Annotated in this window: 11 protein-coding genes and 1 pseudogene; 5 read left to right on the top strand and 7 right to left on the bottom strand. The window is 68.3% G+C overall.

The genetic code is table 11. The features are described 5' to 3' along the window. Positions 1–12: 12 nt before the first annotated feature. The 4 genes from ppdK to ACMVY4_RS04390 form a co-directional block, all read right to left on the bottom strand. A complete protein-coding gene (gene ppdK, locus ACMVY4_RS04405; protein WP_416898978.1) occupies positions 13–2,679 on the bottom strand; it encodes a pyruvate, phosphate dikinase in 2,667 nt (888 codons plus the stop codon). 112 nt (positions 2,680–2,791) lie between these two features. Next, a complete protein-coding gene (gene glyS / locus ACMVY4_RS04400) occupies positions 2,792–4,870 on the bottom strand; it encodes a glycine--tRNA ligase subunit beta (RefSeq protein ID WP_416898977.1) in 2,079 nt (692 codons plus the stop codon). A gap of 3 nt (positions 4,871–4,873) precedes the next feature. Next, a complete protein-coding gene (locus ACMVY4_RS04395; RefSeq protein ID WP_416898976.1) occupies positions 4,874–5,749 on the bottom strand; it encodes a glycine--tRNA ligase subunit alpha in 876 nt (291 codons plus the stop codon). Between the two features lie 69 nt (positions 5,750–5,818). Next, the gene (locus ACMVY4_RS04390; protein WP_416898975.1) at positions 5,819–6,499 is read right to left on the bottom strand and encodes a pyridoxamine 5'-phosphate oxidase family protein; all 681 of its coding nucleotides are present in this window, start codon (positions 6,497–6,499) and stop codon (positions 5,819–5,821) included. Positions 6,500–6,582: 83 nt separating this feature from the next. Between ACMVY4_RS04390 and ACMVY4_RS04385 the strand changes: the two genes are divergently transcribed. From ACMVY4_RS04385 to ACMVY4_RS04365, 5 genes are all read left to right on the top strand, one after another. Beyond that, a complete protein-coding gene (locus tag ACMVY4_RS04385; protein WP_416898974.1) occupies positions 6,583–8,019 on the top strand; it encodes a PLP-dependent aminotransferase family protein in 1,437 nt (478 codons plus the stop codon). Positions 8,020–8,087: 68 nt separating this feature from the next. Beyond that, complete coding sequence (locus ACMVY4_RS04380) at positions 8,088–8,900, top strand: ATP-binding cassette domain-containing protein (protein ID WP_416898973.1); 813 nt, start codon at positions 8,088–8,090, stop codon at positions 8,898–8,900. After that, positions 8,890–9,687, top strand: a complete 798-nt coding sequence (gene znuB / locus ACMVY4_RS04375; protein ID WP_416900249.1) for a zinc ABC transporter permease subunit ZnuB — start codon at positions 8,890–8,892, stop codon at positions 9,685–9,687. The genes ACMVY4_RS04380 and znuB overlap by 11 nt, the downstream gene beginning before the upstream one ends. Further along, the gene (locus ACMVY4_RS04370; RefSeq protein ID WP_416898972.1) at positions 9,684–10,076 is read left to right on the top strand and encodes a Fur family transcriptional regulator; all 393 of its coding nucleotides are present in this window, start codon (positions 9,684–9,686) and stop codon (positions 10,074–10,076) included. Before znuB ends, ACMVY4_RS04370 begins: the two co-directional genes overlap by 4 nt. Then, complete coding sequence (locus ACMVY4_RS04365; RefSeq protein WP_416898971.1) at positions 10,073–10,879, top strand: hypothetical protein; 807 nt, start codon at positions 10,073–10,075, stop codon at positions 10,877–10,879. Before ACMVY4_RS04370 ends, ACMVY4_RS04365 begins: the two co-directional genes overlap by 4 nt. A gap of 320 nt (positions 10,880–11,199) precedes the next feature. Here ACMVY4_RS04365 and lpdA read toward each other — a convergent pair whose 3' ends face one another. The 3 genes and pseudogenes from lpdA to ACMVY4_RS04350 form a co-directional block, all read right to left on the bottom strand. After that, positions 11,200–12,609, bottom strand: coding sequence for a dihydrolipoyl dehydrogenase (gene lpdA / locus ACMVY4_RS04360; protein WP_416898970.1), 1,410 nt, complete (start codon positions 12,607–12,609; stop codon positions 11,200–11,202). A 180-nt stretch (positions 12,610–12,789) separates the two neighbouring features. Next, positions 12,790–14,077 (bottom strand): annotated as a pseudogene (gene odhB, locus ACMVY4_RS04355) (2-oxoglutarate dehydrogenase complex dihydrolipoyllysine-residue succinyltransferase). Between the two features lie 28 nt (positions 14,078–14,105). Continuing rightward, the gene (locus ACMVY4_RS04350; protein WP_416898969.1) at positions 14,106–17,012 is read right to left on the bottom strand and encodes a 2-oxoglutarate dehydrogenase E1 component; all 2,907 of its coding nucleotides are present in this window, start codon (positions 17,010–17,012) and stop codon (positions 14,106–14,108) included. Between the last annotated feature and the right edge of the window lie 36 nt (positions 17,013–17,048).

Genomic DNA, 17,048 nt, shown 5'->3' with positions numbered 1-17,048 from the left:
CAAAGCCGCGCCTCAGCCCGCGGCGATGGCGGCCTGAGCCGCGGCCAGCCGTGCGATGGGAACGCGGAAGGGGGAGCAGGAGACGTAGTCCAGGCCGGTCTCCTCGCAGAAGCGGATCGAGGCCGGGTCGCCGCCGTGCTCGCCGCAGATGCCCAGCTTGATGCCTTCGCGGGTCTTGCGGCCGCGCTCGGCGGCGATCTGCACCAGTTCGCCGACGCCATCGCGGTCCAGGCTGACGAAGGGATCCTTCTCGAACACGCCCTGCTCGACATAGGCGTCCAGGAAGGAGGCCGCATCGTCGCGGCTGATGCCGAAGGTGGTCTGCGTCAGGTCGTTGGTGCCGAAGGAGAAGAAGGCCGCGGATTCGGCCAGTTCGTGGGCGCGCAGCGCGGCCCGCGGCAGTTCGATCATGGTGCCGACCAGATAGTCGATGGCGACGCCCTTCTCGTTGCGGACGGCCTCGGCCACGCGGTCGATCAGCGCCTTCAGGATGTCGATCTCCCGCTTGGTCGCGGCCAGCGGGATCATGATCTCCGGCGTCACCGGATCCTCGCCGGCGGCGGCGATCTCGGCCACGGCCTCGAAGATGGCGCGCGCCTGCATCTCGTAGATCTCGGGGAAGGAGATGCCCAGGCGGCAGCCGCGGTGGCCCAGCATGGGGTTGAACTCGTGCAGTTCCGAGGCCCGACGGCGCATCCGTTCGGGGTCGGCCTCCATCGCCGCGGCGACCGCGCGGATGTCCTCATCGGTCTTGGGCAGGAACTCGTGCAGCGGCGGGTCGAGCAGGCGGATCGTGACCGGCAGGCCGGCCATGATGCGGAACAGCTCGGCGAAGTCGGCGCGCTGCATCGGCAGGATCTTCTTCAGCGCCGCGCGGCGCTCGCTCTCGCGGTCGGAGAGGATCATCTCGCGCACCGCGATGATGCGCTCGTCCTCGAAGAACATGTGCTCGGTGCGGCAGAGGCCGATGCCCTCGGCGCCGAAGCCGCGGGCGGTCTCGGCGTCGGCCGGGGTCTCGGCATTGGTGCGGACCTTCAGGCGGCGGATGCCGTCGGCCCACTCCATCAGCTTCGCGAAGTCGCCCGACAGTTCCGGCTGTATGGTCGCGACCTCGCCTTCCATGACCTCGCCCGTGGCGCCGTCGATGGTGATGATGTCGCCCTCGCCGAAGCTCTCGCCCAGCACCGACATCTCCTTCTTGCGGTAGTCGATGCGGATGTGGCCGGCGCCGGAGACGCAGGGTCGGCCCATGCCGCGGGCGACGACGGCCGCGTGGCTGGTCATGCCGCCGCGGCTGGTCAGGATGCCCTCGGCCGCGTGCATGCCGTGAATGTCCTCGGGGCTGGTTTCCTCGCGCACCAGGATGACCTTCTCGCCCATCTTCGACAGGTGCTCGGCCTCGTCGGCGGTGAAGACGATCTTGCCCGACGCGGCGCCCGGGCTGGCCGGCAGGCCCTTGGCGATGACCTTGCGCTCGGCTTCCGGGTCCAGCGTCGGGTGCAGCAGCTGGTCCAGCGCCGCCGGATCGATGCGGGCGACGGCCTCGCGCTCGGTGATCAGGCCTTCGCCGACCATGTCGACGGCAATCTTGAGCGCCGCCCTGGTGGTGCGCTTGCCCGAGCGGGTCTGCAGCATCCAGAGCTTGCCGCGCTGCACGGTGAACTCGATGTCCTGCATGTCGCGGTAGTGCTTCTCCAGCGTCTGGTAGACGCGGACAAGCTGGCCGAAGACCTCCGGCATCGCCTCTTCCAGCGACGGATCGGTCTCGCCGGAGCGCTCGCGCGCTGTCTTCGTCAGCAGCTGCGGCGTGCGGATGCCGGCGACGACGTCCTCGCCCTGGGCATTGATCAGATACTCGCCGAAGAAGATCTGCTCGCCGGTCGAGGGATCGCGGGTGAAGGCGACGCCGGTGGCCGAATCCTGGCCCATGTTGCCGAACACCATGGCCTGCACGTTGACCGCCGTGCCCCAGCTGGCGGGGATGTCGTTCAGACGGCGGTAGGTGCGGGCGCGGTCGTTCATCCACGACCGGAACACCGCGCCGATGGCGCCCCAGAGCTGCTCTTCCGGATCCTGCGGGAAGGGCTTGCCGGTGACCCGCTGCACCTCGTCCTTGAACAGGCCGACGATGGATTCCAGGTCGGCGACGGTCAGTTCGCTGTCCATCCAGATGCCGCGGGTTTCCTTCACCCCCTGCATCAGGTCCTCGAAGCCCGCGTGATCGACGCCCAGCACGACATCGCCGTACATCTGGATGAAGCGGCGGTAGCTGTCGAAGGCGAAGCGGCGGTCGCCGCCGGCGCTGGCGGCCAGGCCCTCGACCGTCTCGTCGTTCAGGCCCAGGTTCAGCACCGTGTCCATCATGCCCGGCATGGAGGCGCGGGCGCCGGAGCGGACCGAGACCAGCAGCGGGTTCGCGCTGTCGCCGAAGGTGGCGCCAACCGAGTCGCCGACCCGGGCGACCGCAGCCGAAACCTGCGCCGCCAGATCGGCCGGATAGCCGCCCTCGTTCTCGTTGAAATGGGTGCAGACCTCGGTGGTGATGGTGAAGCCCGGCGGCACCGGCAGGCCGATATTGCTCATCTCGGCCAGGTTCGCGCCCTTGCCGCCGAGCAGGTTCTTCATGTCCGCACGGCCTTCCGCCGCACCGTCGCCGAAGCTGTAGACCCATTGCGTCATTGTTCGTCTTCCTCACGAGTGGCGCATTCCGCAGCGGCGGCTGCGCCGGATTGCAGTGCCCGGCTCCTCACACCGGTTTCAGCCGGGGGCATCGCAACATCCGGACCGGATACTATCCTTCGATCCTGCTGAAATCCGCTACCTGATGCAGCGTGTCGCGGATCTCGGCCAGCAGCTTGAGGCGGTTGGCGCGCAGCGCCGGATCGTCGGCATTCACGGTGACCGCATCGAAGAAGGCGTCGACCGGGCCGCGCAGCGCCGCCATCAGGCCCATGGCCGTGGCCAGATCCTCGCGGGCGATGGCCCTGGCCGACTTCTCGGTCGCCGCCTCCAGCGCCGCGCCGAGCGAGGCTTCGGGCGAGCCCTTGAACAGGCTGCGGTCGGCCGGGCCGGCATAGCTCTGCCCGTCCTTCTTCTCCTCGATGCGCAGGATGTTGGCCGCGCGGCGGTAGGCGATCAGCAGGTTGGCGCCGTCGTCGCTCTCCAGCAGGTCCATCAGCGCCTGCACCCGCGCCGTCAGCCGGATCAGGTCCCCGTCGCGGCCGAGCGAGATCACGGCGCTGACCAGATCGTGGCGCACGCCCTTCTCGCGCAGGGCGACGACCATGCGGTCGGCGATGAAGTCCAGCAGTTCGGCGACGACCTGATCGCGCGGCACCGGGGGCGCCTCGGCGAAGTCGGCGGAGACCAGCTCATGCGCCTGCGCGATCGCGTCGGCGAGATCGAGGCGAATGCCGTTCTCCAGCACCAGCCGGATGATGCCGAGCGCCCCGCGGCGAAGCGCGTAGGGGTCCTTCGACCCGGTCGGCTTCTCGCCGATGCCGAAGAAGCCGGCGAGGCTGTCCAGCTTGTCGGCCAGCGCCACGGCGACGGCGACCTTGTCGGACGGACAGGCGTCGTTCGGACCCGCCGGGCTGTAGTGGCTGGCGATGGCGGCGGCGACCGCGTCCGACTCGCCGTTGTGGCGTGCGTAGTAGGCGCCCATCAGGCCCTGCAGTTCCGGGAACTCGCCGACCATCTCGGTGGTCAGGTCGGCCTTGGCCAGCAGACCGGCGCGGCGGGCATCCATGACGTCCGCGTCGATCTGGTCCGCGATCCATCCGGCGAGGATCGAGATGCGCTCGGCCTTCTGCCTGACCGAACCCATGGCGGCGTGGAAGACGATGGGATCGAGATCCTTCAGGCGGCTCTCAAGCGTCCGCTCACGGTCCTGATCCCAGAAGAAGCGCGCATCGGACAGCCGCGCGCGCAGCACCTTCTCGTTGCCGGCGGTGATGGCCGCGCCCCCGTCTTCCGCCGTCAGATTGGAGACGGTGACGAAAAACGGTGACAGCGCACCGTCGGGCGTGCGGGTCGCGAAATATTTCTGGTGTGTCCGCATGGACAGGATAAGCACCTCGGGCGGCACGTCCATGAAGGCGTCGTCGATCCGGCCCATCAGCGGCACCGGCCATTCGACCAGACCGGCGACCTCGTCCAGCAGCCCGGCATCGTCGATCAGCTGCACGCCCTTGTCGGCGGCCAGCGCGCGGGCCCCGGCGTCGATCACCTGCTTCCGCTCTTCCCGGTCCAGGATGACGTCGGCATCCAGCAGCTTCGCCTGATAGTCCGCAAAGTCCGTCACTTCGAAGGCGTCCGGCGCGTGGAACCGGTGGCCACGTATCGTGTTCGACGCCGTCACCGGGCCGAAGCGGACCGGCAGCACCGCGCCGCCGAACAGGCAGAGGATCGAATGCAGCGGCCGCACCCAGCGCACCGGATGCGCGCCCCAGCGCATGGATTTCGGCCAGGGCAGCTTCGCGATCGCGCCCTCGATCAGCGCGGGCAGCACCTCGGCGGCGGGCTGGCCGGGCTTCTCGATCACGGCGAACAGCACCCTGCCCTTCGGCGTGTCGCGCTCCTCCACTTGATCGCGGGTCAGGCCGGTCGAACGCAGGAAGCCCTCGATGGCCTTTTCCGGCGCGTCGGCCTTCGGGCCCTTGCGCTCCTCGCGGACATCGTCGGTGGCCTCCGGCACATCGCGGACGACCACGGTCAGCCGCCGCGGCGTGGAATGGTGGACGACGTCGCCAATCTTCAGCCCGGCTTCCGCGCAGGCGGCCGCGATCAGCCCCGCCAGATCGGCAGCAGCGCGGTCCTGCATGCGGGCCGGGATTTCCTCGGAGAACAGTTCGAGCAGCAGTTCGGCCATGACCTACGCCTCCACCGTCAGGTGGCCGCGGCTGATCAGCCATTCCTCGGCGCAGCGCTTGGCCAGCGCGCGGACCCGGCCGATATAGGCAGCGCGTTCGGTCACGCTGATCACGCCGCGCGCGTCCAGCAGGTTGAAGACGTGGCTCGCCTTGATGCACTGATCATAGGCCGGCAGCGCGAGGCCCTGTCCGGCGATGGCGTGGCACTCGGCCTCGGCGTCCTGGAAGTGGCGGAACAGCATCTCGGTGTTGGCGTGCTCGAAATTGTGCGCCGAGTATTCGCGCTCGGCCTGCAGGAAGACGTCGCCATAGGTGACGCCGCGGCCGTTGAAGTCGAGGTCGTAGACATTGTCGACGCCCTGCACATACATCGCCAGACGCTCCAGCCCGTAGGTCAGCTCGCCCGAGACCGGATTGCAGTCGAAGCCGCCGACCTGCTGGAAATAGGTGAACTGGCTCACCTCCATGCCGTCGCACCAGACTTCCCAGCCCAGCCCCCAGGCGCCCAGCGTCGGGCTTTCCCAGTCATCCTCGACGAAGCGGATGTCGTGGTTCTTCGGGTCGATGCCGATCTCGTAGAGGCTGCCCAGATAGAGCTCCTGGAAGTCGTCCGGGGACGGCTTCATGATCACCTGGTACTGGTAATAGTGCTGCAGCCGGTTCGGGTTCTCGCCGTAGCGCCCGTCTGTCGGCCGTCTGGACGGCTGCACATAGGCCGCGTTCCAGCTCTCCGGACCGAGCGCCCTGAGCGTGGTCGCCGGGTGGAAGGTACCGGCGCCCACTTCCATGTCATAGGGCTGGAGAATCAGACAGCCCTGCGCGGACCAGTACTGGTGCAGGCGCAGGATCAGCTCCTGGAAGGAGGGTGCGGCGGACATGGAAGCCTCTCGGACGATACCCGGACGGGACGCGCGGAGACGTAGCCCCCGCCCGGGTACCGGTCAAGTTCAGTCCTTCGCAGGGTCCCACTGTTGGGCCTGCGCCATGCGGAAATCGCGGATGCAGTCCGGCATTTCGACGTCCGGCAGGTTGCGCGGGTCCGGAATCGGTTCGCCGACAGTCTGGTGGACGGGAATGACGCCGGCCCAGATCGGCAGGGCGTAGTCCTCCTCGTCGTCGATCGGGCCCTCGCCGCGGATCTTGGCCGAATATTCCTCGATCGGCATCGACAGCACCGTCGTCGCCTTCTTCTCCTGGGTGTTCATCGGGCGGATGAGCCCGGACTGACCCGGAAACAGCCCGTCGATGAAGGTGTCGAGATGCTTCACCTTGGCGGCCTCGTCCTCGACGATCTCCGCCTCGCCCAGGATCATGGCCGAGCGGTAGTTGACCGAGTGGTGGAATCCCGAGCGGGCCATGACAAAGCCGTCCAGGCAGGAGACCGTCAGGCAGACGCGGGCGGATTTCGCCGCGCGCAGGGCCTGGCTGGCGGACGAGCCGTGCCAGTAGACCCGGTCGCCCTCGCGCCACTGGAAGGTCGGCGTGACGAAGGGGTGGCCGTCCTTCACATAGCCGACATGGCAGAGCGGCTGCGCGTCCAGGATGGCGTAGACGGCGTCGCGTTCGTAGGTGGCGCGGACGAAGGCGCGCTTCACGCGGGTCCGTTCGCTGGGGGCCTTGGCCGTCATGTCACACTCCTTCTCGCTCTCTTCGGATGACGCCGCCCTGATAGGCGCTTGAGTGGCCCGGCGAAATAGCCAAAATCGGCCAAATGAATAAGTCCACTTCACAGGCCGCGATCCTCTCCGTCGCGCTGGAGCGCAATGCGCGGCAGCCGTTGCAGGCGCAGCTGGCGCAGACGCTCCGCGACCTCGTACACGGAAGCCGCCTCCGGCCCGGCGACCGGCTGCCCTCCAGCCGGGGGTTGGCGGAGGAACTGGCGGTGTCCCGCGTCACTGTCACCACCGCATACGACCAGCTGATCGCAGAGGGCTATCTGGAGGGACGGCGCGGCTCCGGCGTCTATGTCGCCGCCGATCTGCCCGACCTGCCGGCGCCGGACGCACCGGACAGCGGCGGCGCGGAAGCGCCCGATCTGGCCCTGCCCGAACCGGACCGGCCATTCCAGATTTCGGTACCGGACCTGCGCGAGTTCCCCTTCCGCGACTGGGCGCGGCTGTCGGACCAGATCTGGCGGGCGCCGGAACCGGCGCTGCTGACCCGGCCCGATCCGCTGGGCTGGCCGCCGCTGCGCGCCGCCATCGCCGGGCATCTGCGCGACTGGCGCGGCCTCGACTGCAAGCCCGGCCAGATCGTCATCACCTCGGGCCTCGCCGAGACGCTGGAGCTGATCGCGCGCGCCGTCCTGCCGCCGGGCGGCCGGGTCGCGGTCGAGGAGCCGGGGCACGGGCCGTTGCGCACCGTGCTGACCCGCGCCGGGCTGGAGGTCGCGCCGGTGCCGGTGGACGAGCAGGGCTTCGACATCGACCGCGCGCCGCCGGGCACGGCCGCCGCCGTGGTCACGCCCTCGCGCCAGTTCCCGCTGGGCATGATCCTGCCGCTGGCCCGGCGGCTGCGGCTGCTGGCCTGGGCGCGGGAGACGGGCGGCACCATCCTGGAAGACGATTTCGACGGGGAGTACCGCTACCGCGGCCAGCCGCTGCCGGCGGTGATGAGCCTGGATGACGGCGACCGCGTGCTCTATGTCGGCAGCTTCTCCAAGGTGCTGTTCCCGGCGCTGCGGCTGGCCTTCGCCGTGCTGCCGGAGCCGCTGGCGCCGCAGGTGGAGGCTGTCATCCGCAGCGCCGGTCCGAAGGCCTCCCTGATGCCGCAGCCGGTGCTGGCGCGCTTCATCGAGACCGGCGGCTTCGCCACCCATATCCGCCGCATGCGCCGGCTCTACGCCACCCGTCAGAAGGCGCTGACCGAGGCCATTGCCCGCCACGCGCCGGACCTGTTCGAGGCCGAGGCCGAGCCCGGCGGCATGCATCTGGTCGTCCGCCCCGGCCCCGCACTGGCCGGCCGCATGAGCGACCGCGAGGCCGTCCGCATCGCCGAGTCCGCCGGCATCGCCGCCCGCCCGCTGTCAGCCTTCTTCGCCGGGCCACCGGACCGCGAAGGCTTCATCCTGGGCTACGCAGCGTTTGGCGAAGCGGAGCTGGATGCCGCGGTCCGATGCTGGGCCGAGGCGTTACGGCGGCAACTCTGACAACGCAGTGCCTTGCCAGAACCGCCGCCGCAGACGTAATGGTATTACACACCAGCAGGGAGCAGTGCGTGCCGGAAGCGCTTGTCAGGGGCGAAGGACTTGGGGTCAGCGATGGCGGGCGGTGGCTCGTGCGCGGCGTCGACCTTTCCGTGCATCCCGGCGAGATCGTCACGCTGATCGGCCCGAACGGCTCGGGCAAGACCACCACGGCCAAGATGGCGACCGGCGTGCTGCGGCCTTCCGAGGGCCGGATCGAGCGCCGCGCGGGCCTGCGCATCGGCTATGTGCCGCAGCATCTCAGCATCGACAGGACCCTGCCGCTGTCGGTGGAGCGGCTGATGCGGCTGACGGGCCGCCATGACGCCGCCACCGTCGCCCGCGCCATGGAGCGCACCGGTGTCGCGCATCTGGCCAAGTCGGAGGTGCAGAACCTGTCGGGCGGGGAGTTCCAGCGCGCGCTGCTGGCCCGCGCCCTGATCGGGGAACCGGACCTGCTGGTGCTCGACGAGCCGGTGCAGGGCGTCGACTTCTCCGGCGAGGTGGCGATCTACGACCTGATCCAGGACCTGCGCGAGGAAACCGGCTGTGGCGTGCTGCTGATCAGCCACGACCTGCACATCGTCATGGCCGCGACCGACACGGTGCTGTGCCTGAACGGCCATGTCTGCTGCGCCGGCAGCCCGACCTCGGTCGCGCGCAATCCGGAATATCTGAAGCTGTTCGGGGCGCGGGCCGCCGAGACGCTGGCGATCTACCAGCACGATCACGACCACACCCACCTGCCCGACGGCCGCATCCAGCACCCGGACGGGACCATTTCCGACAGCCACGATCACGACCACGAACACGGTCACGAGGGCGAGCATCACCATCATGGATGATTTCCTGATCCGAGCGCTGGCCGCCGGCATCGGCGTGGCGCTGGTCGCCGGCCCGCTCGGCTGCTTCGTCGTCTGGCGGCGCATGGCCTATTTCGGCGACACCATGGCCCATGCCAGCCTGCTGGGCGTGGCGCTGTCGCTGCTGCTGGCGGTCAACCTGGCCCTGACCGTCTTCGTCGTGGCGACGCTGTCGTCGCTGGCGCTCTACGCGCTGGAGCGGCGCCGGACCCTGCCCATCGACACGCTGCTGGGCATCCTGGCGCATTCGACGCTGGCGCTGGGCCTGGTGCTGGTCGCCCTGATGGACTGGGTCCGGGTCGACCTGCTGTCCTATCTGTTCGGCGACATCCTGGCCGTCGGCGTGACCGATATCTGGATCATCTGGGTCGGCGGTGCGGCGGTGCTGGGGCTGCTGGCCTTCATCTGGCGGCCGCTGCTCGCCGCGACGGTCAGCGAGGAACTGGCCGAAGCCGAAGGGCTGAAGCCGCAGCGGGCGCGGGTGCTGTTCATGCTCGCCCTGGCGCTGACCATCGCCATTGCCATGAAGGTGGTCGGCATCCTGCTGATCACCTCGCTGCTGATCATTCCCGCGGCCACCGCCCGGCGCTTCGCCGCCACCCCCGAGCAGATGGCGCTGCTCGCCGCCGGGATCGGCACTGCGGCCGTCGCGGGCGGCATCGGCGGATCCTTCGTCTGGGATACGCCGACCGGACCGAGTATCGTGGTCGCCGCGCTGCTGGCCTTCCTTCTGAGCCTGGCCGCGCCCGGGGAGCGCGCGATCCGATGACCGATCTGACACGCAATCAGGAACTGGTGCACAAGGCGCTGGAGCAGGCCGACGGCCCGCTTTCGGCCTATGCCATCCTGGACCTGCTGAAGGGCGACGGGCTGCGCGCCCCGCTGCAGATCTACCGCGCGCTGGAGAAGCTGGTGGAGTGCGGCATGGCGCACCGGCTCGAATCGCTGAACGCCTGGGTCGCCTGCAGCCACCGCCACCGGCCGGGCGGCGTCGCCGTCTTCGCCATCTGCCGCGACTGCGGCGACGTCGACGAGTTCCAGGACGGCGAGGTGCTGGAGCGCCTGACCGGACGTGCAGGCGAGCGGCGTTTCGCCATGGACCACCTGACCGTGGAGCTGCACGGGCTCTGCAAGGACTGCAACGGAACCGGCGGATGAACGGCGTCATCGAGATTCTGGAACGGTTCCGGGCGGGCAGGATCGAGGCCGCGCCCGGACCGTCGGAGGCCGATTATTTCGCGCACTGGCGCGCGCAGGAAACCGGCGCGCAGGAGACGGCGCCGATGGCGCTGGCCGGCGGACTGATGGCGCGGTCGCTGTCGCAGGTCTTCATCGCCGGCTATCAGGCCGCCCTGCGCTCTGTCTTTTCCGGCATCGCGGACGACGAATGGGCCGCATTTGCTGCCGCCGAGGACCGGCACGATCCGGAGAACCATCCCGGCACCGTGCTCACCGGCGGCCGGGTCAACGGCTTCAAGTCCTGGGTGGGCCAGTCGCGTCATGTGACCCGGCTGTTCGTCACGGCGAAGGACGGGGAGACGGTCCGGATCCTGCGCTTCGAGGCCGCGCAGCCTGACATCCGCATGACCCACCGCGAGGCGCCGAAATTTCTCGCCGGGCTGAGCCAGGGCTTCGCCGAGTTCCGCAGCGCCGAACCGCTGGAGATTGTCGACGGCGTCGAGGGCCGCGACTTCGCCCGCGCCGAGCCGCTCTACATCATGCTCGCCGGGGCGGGGTTCCTGCTGGCGCATGGCATCGAGCCGGACCGTGCGACGGCGCTGACGGTGGGACTGGCCGGCTACGCGGCGGGCGGCGTCTACGCGCCGAAGACATACGCCGCGCTGGACCGCGAACTGACGGCGCTCGCCGGGACGTTCGACGGCGCAGGCGTCGAGGGCTGGGCCGCGGACAGGGCGTTGCTGTCCATGTACAGCCCGAAGATCCAGAAGCGGGGCGCGTAGCTGGCTCTGCCGCCTTCGGAGTTGATTCGAAGACCTCCGGTGCAGGCGGGACATCAAAGGTGTGACACACCTGCTTGCCCGAAGCGGAACCCGGTATCTGTTCGCACTCTCTGCCGCCCTCGGGCTTGACCCGAGGGCCTCAGCTCTCCACCGCCCGGGCGGTTGAACCGTCAGGTCCCCGGGTCAGGCCCGGGGACGACAGAGGGGCGTCTGCCACCACCCGCAGCGGGACTTGATCCCGTTGCCCAGTTCTGAAGCGATGGTATGTGCGGGGCCGCCGGTCCGGGTCCCGGGATCAAGTCCCGGGACAGGCCGCCGGATCACATGTTGATCGTGCGCTTGTGGACCGCGAGGGCGGCTTCCTTGACGGCTTCGTTCAGCGTCGGGTGGGCGTGGCACATGTGGCTGATCTCGGTCGCCGTGGCGCCGAGTTCGATGGCGGCCAGCGCCTCATGGATCATGTTGCCCGCGTCGGGCCCGATGATGTGGACGCCCAGCACCCGGTCGCTTTCCTTGTCGGCCAGGATCTTCACCAGCCCGTCCTTCTCGCCGATCGAGCGGGCGCGGGAATTGGCGGAGAAGGGGAACTTGCCGGCATTGTAGGCCGTGCCGGCTTCCTTCAGCTGCTCCTCGGTCTTGCCGATGGAGGCGACCTCCGGCCAGGTGTAGACCACGCCCGGAATGGCGTCGTAGTTCACGTGCCCCGCCTCGCCGGCCAGGTAGTCGGCCAGCACGACGCCCTCATGCTCGGCCTTGTGGGCGAGCATCGGGCCGGGAATGACGTCGCCGATGGCGAAGACGCCCGGCACGGACGTCTGGAAGTGCTCGTCGACGGGGATGAAGCCGCGCTCGGTCTCGAGGCCGATATTCTCCAGCCCCAGCCCCTCGGTGTAGGGACGGCGGCCGACGGAGACGAGCACGACCTCGGCGGTCAGAGTCTCCGCGTCACCGCCATCGGCGGGCTCGACGGTCAGCTTGACCTGGGTCTTCTGCTTCTCGGCCTTCGTCACCTTGGTCGAGAGTTTGAAGTCGATCCCCTGCTTGGCGAAGATCACGCGGCTGCGCTTGGAGATCTCGTTGTCCATGCCCGGCATGATGCGGTCAAGGAACTCGACCACGGTCACCTCGGCGCCCAGCCGCCGCCAGACCGAGCCCAGCTCCAGTCCGATATAGCCGCCGCCGATGACGATCAGGCTCTTCGGCACCTTCTTCAGGTCCAGCGCACCGGTGGACGAGATGATCTGCTTCTCGTCGATCTCCACATTCGGAATGTTGGCGACGTCGGACCCGGTGGCGATCAGGATGGTGTCGGTCTTCAGTTCCTGCTTCTTCTTCCGCCCGCCCGGCGCGACCTCGACGGTCTCGGTGTCGATGATGGTGCCGGTGCCGGTGATGTAGTCGACGCCGTTCTTCTTGAAGAGCAGTTCGATGCCGTCGGTCAGGCTGGTCACCACCTCGTCCTTGCGGCCCAGCATGGTCTTCAGGTCCAGTTTCGGCGTCGCCTTGATGCCGTGCTCGGCGAAGTGCTTGTCCGCCTCCTCGAACAGGTGGCTGGACTGCAGCAGCGCCTTGGACGGGATGCAGCCGATGTTCAGGCAGGTGCCGCCCAGCCGCCCGCGCTTCTCCACGCAGGCGACCTTCAGGCCGTTCTGCGCCGCGCGGATGGCGCAGACATAGCCGCCCGGGCCGCCGCCGATGATCACCAGGTCGTAGCGCTTGTCGTCACTCATGCTCGCATCCCGTTTTTCGCCCGGCGCTGCCGGAGCGGCGCCGGAAACCCATGCTGTCATCCCCGCCTAGTGCGGGGATCCGGTCCGGGTCCTGCCCCCTGCCGCCGCAACCGGACCCCCGCATGAAGCGGGGGTGACACGGAGCGGGCGGCAGATCGGCGCCCGGTCAACTCACGTCCGCTACAGGTCGAGGATCAGCCGGCGCGGATCCTCGAGCGTCTCCTTCACCTTCACCAGGAACAGCACCGCCTCGCGGCCGTCGATGATGCGGTGGTCGTAGGACAGCGCCAGATACATCATCGGCCGGAGCTTGATCTCGCCGTTCACCTCCATCGGGCGCTGCTGGATCTTGTGCATGCCCAGGATGCCCGACTGCGGCGGGTTCAGGATCGGCGTCGACATCAGCGAGCCGTAGACGCCGCCATTGGAGATGGTGAAGGTGCCGCCCTGCAGCTCGTCCAGGCCCAGCTTGCCGTCGCGGGCGCGGACGCCGAGATCGTTGATCGTGCTTTCGATCCCCGCGATCGACTTCTGATCGGCGTCGCGCACAACCGGCACCACCAGGCCGTTCGGCGTCCCGACGGCCACGCCGATGTGGTAGTAGTTCTTGTAGATGATGTCGCCGCCGTCGATCTCGGCGTTCACCGCAGGCAGCTCCTGCAGACCGGCGATCACCGCCTTCACGAAGAAGCCCATGAAGCCGAGACGGCTGCCATGCTTCTTCTCGAACGCCTCCTTGTAGGACGAGCGCAGCGCCATGACCTCGGTCATGTCCACCTCGTTGAAGGTGGTCAGCATGGCCGCGGTGTTCTGGGCTTCCTTCAGGCGGGAAGCGATGGTGCGGCGCAGGCGCGACATGCGCACGCGTTCCTCGCGGTCCGCCTCGGGCCGCGGCCCGGACGAACCCGGCACATCGACCGAAGCCAGCGCCGGCGCGCCCGAACCCTGGACCGGCGCATCGGCCTTCTTCGCGCCGGCCGGCGGCGATGGCCCCGGCGACGTCGGCGCGGGTGATGCGGCCGTCCTTGCCGGTGCCTTCGATGCCCTGAAGGCTGACGCCCTTCTCCTCGGCCAGCTTCTTCGCCGAGTCCATCACGGTGACGTCGCGGGCCGGCTGCGACGGCGCAGGCGCGGGCTTCGGCGCCTCGGCCTTCTTCTCGGCCGGCTTCTCTTCCTTGGCCGCGGCCGGCTCTTCCTTCTTCGCCGGCGCCTCGGCCTTCTTGCCTTCGGCGCTCTCGTCGATGGTGCAGAGCAGGGCGCCGACCTCGACCGTGGCGCCTTCCTCGGCGATGATCTCGGCCAGTGCGCCCGCAGAGGTGGCGTTCACCTCCAGCGTGACCTTGTCGGTCTCCAGTTCGCACAGCGGATCGTCGACCGCCACCGCGTCTCCGACTGCCTTGAACCACTGGCCCACGGTCGCTTCGGAGATGGATTCGCCCATGGTGGGCACCTTGATTTCGACTGCCATGTCTCGCCCTTGTGTCCGGGGGTTCGGTTCAGTATTCGGCGACCGACAGATCGTCGGCCTTCGCGGCGATCGCCTGCTCGCAGAGCAGGTTCTGCTGCTTGACGTGGATGCTGTTGAGGCCGGTCGCCGGCGAGGCCGCCGGTTTCCGCCCTGCATAGAGCGGCCGCTTCGCCTTCTTCATGCCGGCCTGGGCGAAGCAGTGCTCCAGCCAGTGGCTGACGAAGGTCCAGGCGCCCATGTTCTTGTGCTCTTCCTGGCACCAGACGATGTCGTCAACATGCTCGTAGCCCTTGAGCTCCTCGACCAGCGCCTCGGTCGGGTAGGGGTAGAGCTGCTCGATGCGCAGGATGTGCACGTCGTCGGCGCCGAGCTCCTCGCGCTTGTCGACCAGGTCGAAATAGACCTTGCCCGAGCAGAGGATGACCCGCTTGGCCTTCTTCTTCGGCGTCGGCAGCTTCTCTTCGTAGAGCACGCGGTGGAAGGACGAGCCCGGTCCCATGTCGGCCAGTTCCGAGACGCAGGCCTTGTGGCGCAGCAGCGACTTCGGCGTCATCAGGATCAGCGGCTTGCGGAAGCCGCGGTGGACCTGGCGGCGCAGGATGTGGAAGTACTGCGCCGGCGTCGAACAGTTGGCGACCTGCAGGTTGTCCTCGGCGCAGAGCTGCAGATACCGCTCCAGCCGGGCCGAGCTGTGCTCCGGTCCCTGGCCTTCCATGCCGTGCGGCAGCAGCATGACCAGACCGCTCATGCGCAGCCACTTGGCCTCGCCGTTGGAGAGGAACTGGTCGATGATCACCTGCGCGCCGTTGGCGAAGTCGCCGAACTGCGCCTCCCAGAGCACCAGCGCGTTCGGCTCGGCCAGGCTGAAGCCGTATTCGAAGCCCAGCACCGCCGCTTCCGACAGCATCGAATCGATGACCTCGTAGGGGGCCTGATCCTCGGTGATGTTGGACAGCGGGATGTAGCGGTCCTCGCTCACCTGATCGACCAGCACCGAATGGCGCTGGCTGAAGGTGCCGCGGCCCGAATCCTGACCCGACAGGCGGACCGGCACGTTCTCCATCACCAGGGTGCCGAAGGCGAGCGCCTCCGCGGTGGCCCAGTCGAAGCCCTCGCCGGTCTCGAACATCTTCTTCTTCGCCGCCATCAGCCGCTTGATGGTGCGGTGGGCGTTCAGGTCATCGGGCAGGTGGGTCAGCCGCTCGCCGATCTCCTTCAGCTTCTCGATCGGCACGGCGGTGTCGCCGCGGCGGGCGCCCAGCGGCGCGACCTGCATGCCGCTCCAGCGGCCTTCCAGCCAGTCGGCCTTGTTCGGCTTGAAGGAATTGCCGGCCTCGAACTCGCCTTCCAGGTATTCGCGGAAGCCGGAGACCATCTGGTCGGCCTCTTCTTCCGTGATCACCTTCTCCTCGATCAGCTTCTTGGCGTAGATCTGGCGCGTGGTCGGGTGCGAGGCGATCTTCCGGTACATCTGCGGCTGGGTGAAGGACGGCTCGTCGCCCTCGTTGTGGCCGTGGCGGCGATAGCAGAACATGTCGAGCACCACGTCGACGCCGAACTCCTGACGGAACTCGGTCGCGACCTTGGCGGCATGCGTCACCGCTTCCGGATCGTCGCCGTTCACGTGGATGATCGGGGCCGCCACCATCTTGCCGACATCCGAGGGATACGGCGAGGAGCGCGAATAGCGCGGCGCGGTGGTGAAGCCGATCTGGTTGTTGACGATGATGTGGATCGTGCCGCCGACGGCGTAGCCCTTCAGACCCGACAGACCCAGGCACTCGGCGACCATGCCCTGACCGGCGAAGGCCGCGTCGCCGTGCAGCAGGATCGGCAGCACCTTGTGCGAACTGTTGGGGCCGAGCTGGCGGATCTTCGCCCGCGCCTTGCCGATCACGACCGGATCGACCGCCTCCAGATGGGAGGGGTTGGCGGTCAGCGACAGGTGCACCTTGTTGCCGTCGAACTCGCGGTCCGACGAGGTGCCGAGATGGTACTTCACGTCGCCCGAACCCTGCACGTCCTCGGGGTTCGCGGCATTGCCCTGGAACTCCGAGAACACGGCCCGGAAGGGCTTGCCCATGACGTTGGTCAGCACGTTCAGGCGGCCGCGGTGCGGCATGCCGAGGACGATGTCCTGCACGCCCAGCTGGCCGCCGCGCTTGATGATGGCTTCCATCGCCGGCATCAGCGCCTCGCCGCCGTCGAGGCCGAAGCGCTTGGTGCCGGTGTACTTGACGTTCAGGAAGCTCTCGAAGCCCTCGGCCTCGGCGATCTTGTTCAGGATCGCCTTCTTGCCCATCAGGGTGAAGGTGACTTCCTTGTCCGGCCCCTCGATGCGGTTCTGGATCCAGGCCTTCTGCTCCGGCGACTGGATGTGCATGTATTCCACGCCCATCGTGCCGCAGTAGACCTTCTGCACGACCTCCAGAATCTCCCGCATGGTCGCGGTTTCCATGCCGAGCACGTTGTCGAGGAAGATCGGACGGTCCATGTCCGCTTCCTCGAAGCCGTAGGTCTTCGGATCCAGCTCCGGATGCTCCATCGGCTTGTCGAGGCCGAGGGGATCCAGATTGGCCATCAGATGCCCGCGCACGCGGTAGGCGCGGATCAGCATCAGCGCGCGCAGGCTGTCCAGCGTCGCCTTGCGCGACATCTCCGGATCGGCCGCCTTGCCCGGCTGCGCGCCGGCGCGGATCGCGGGCCCGAGGATCTCGTAGGGGTCGTCGGCCTGCAGCGACCCGTTCTTCAGCCCCCAGCTGGCGCCGTGCGTGGCGCGTTCGACGGTTTCCAGGTCGTCGCCGAGCTGGCTGAAGAAATCAGCCCAGCTCTGGTCGACCGACCCGGGATCGTTGAGATACCTGGCGTAGAGGTCCTCGATGAAGCCCGAATTGCCGCCATTCAGGAAGGCGGCTGCCAAATTCTCAGAACTCATCCGTTCCCCGGCGCGGGGCTTTCCCCCGCGTCCCTT

The organism is Minwuia sp. (genome assembly GCF_048007105.1).
Lineage (GTDB): Bacteria > Pseudomonadota > Alphaproteobacteria > Minwuiales > Minwuiaceae > Minwuia.
This window is presented reverse-complemented; position numbering and strand designations above follow the sequence as displayed.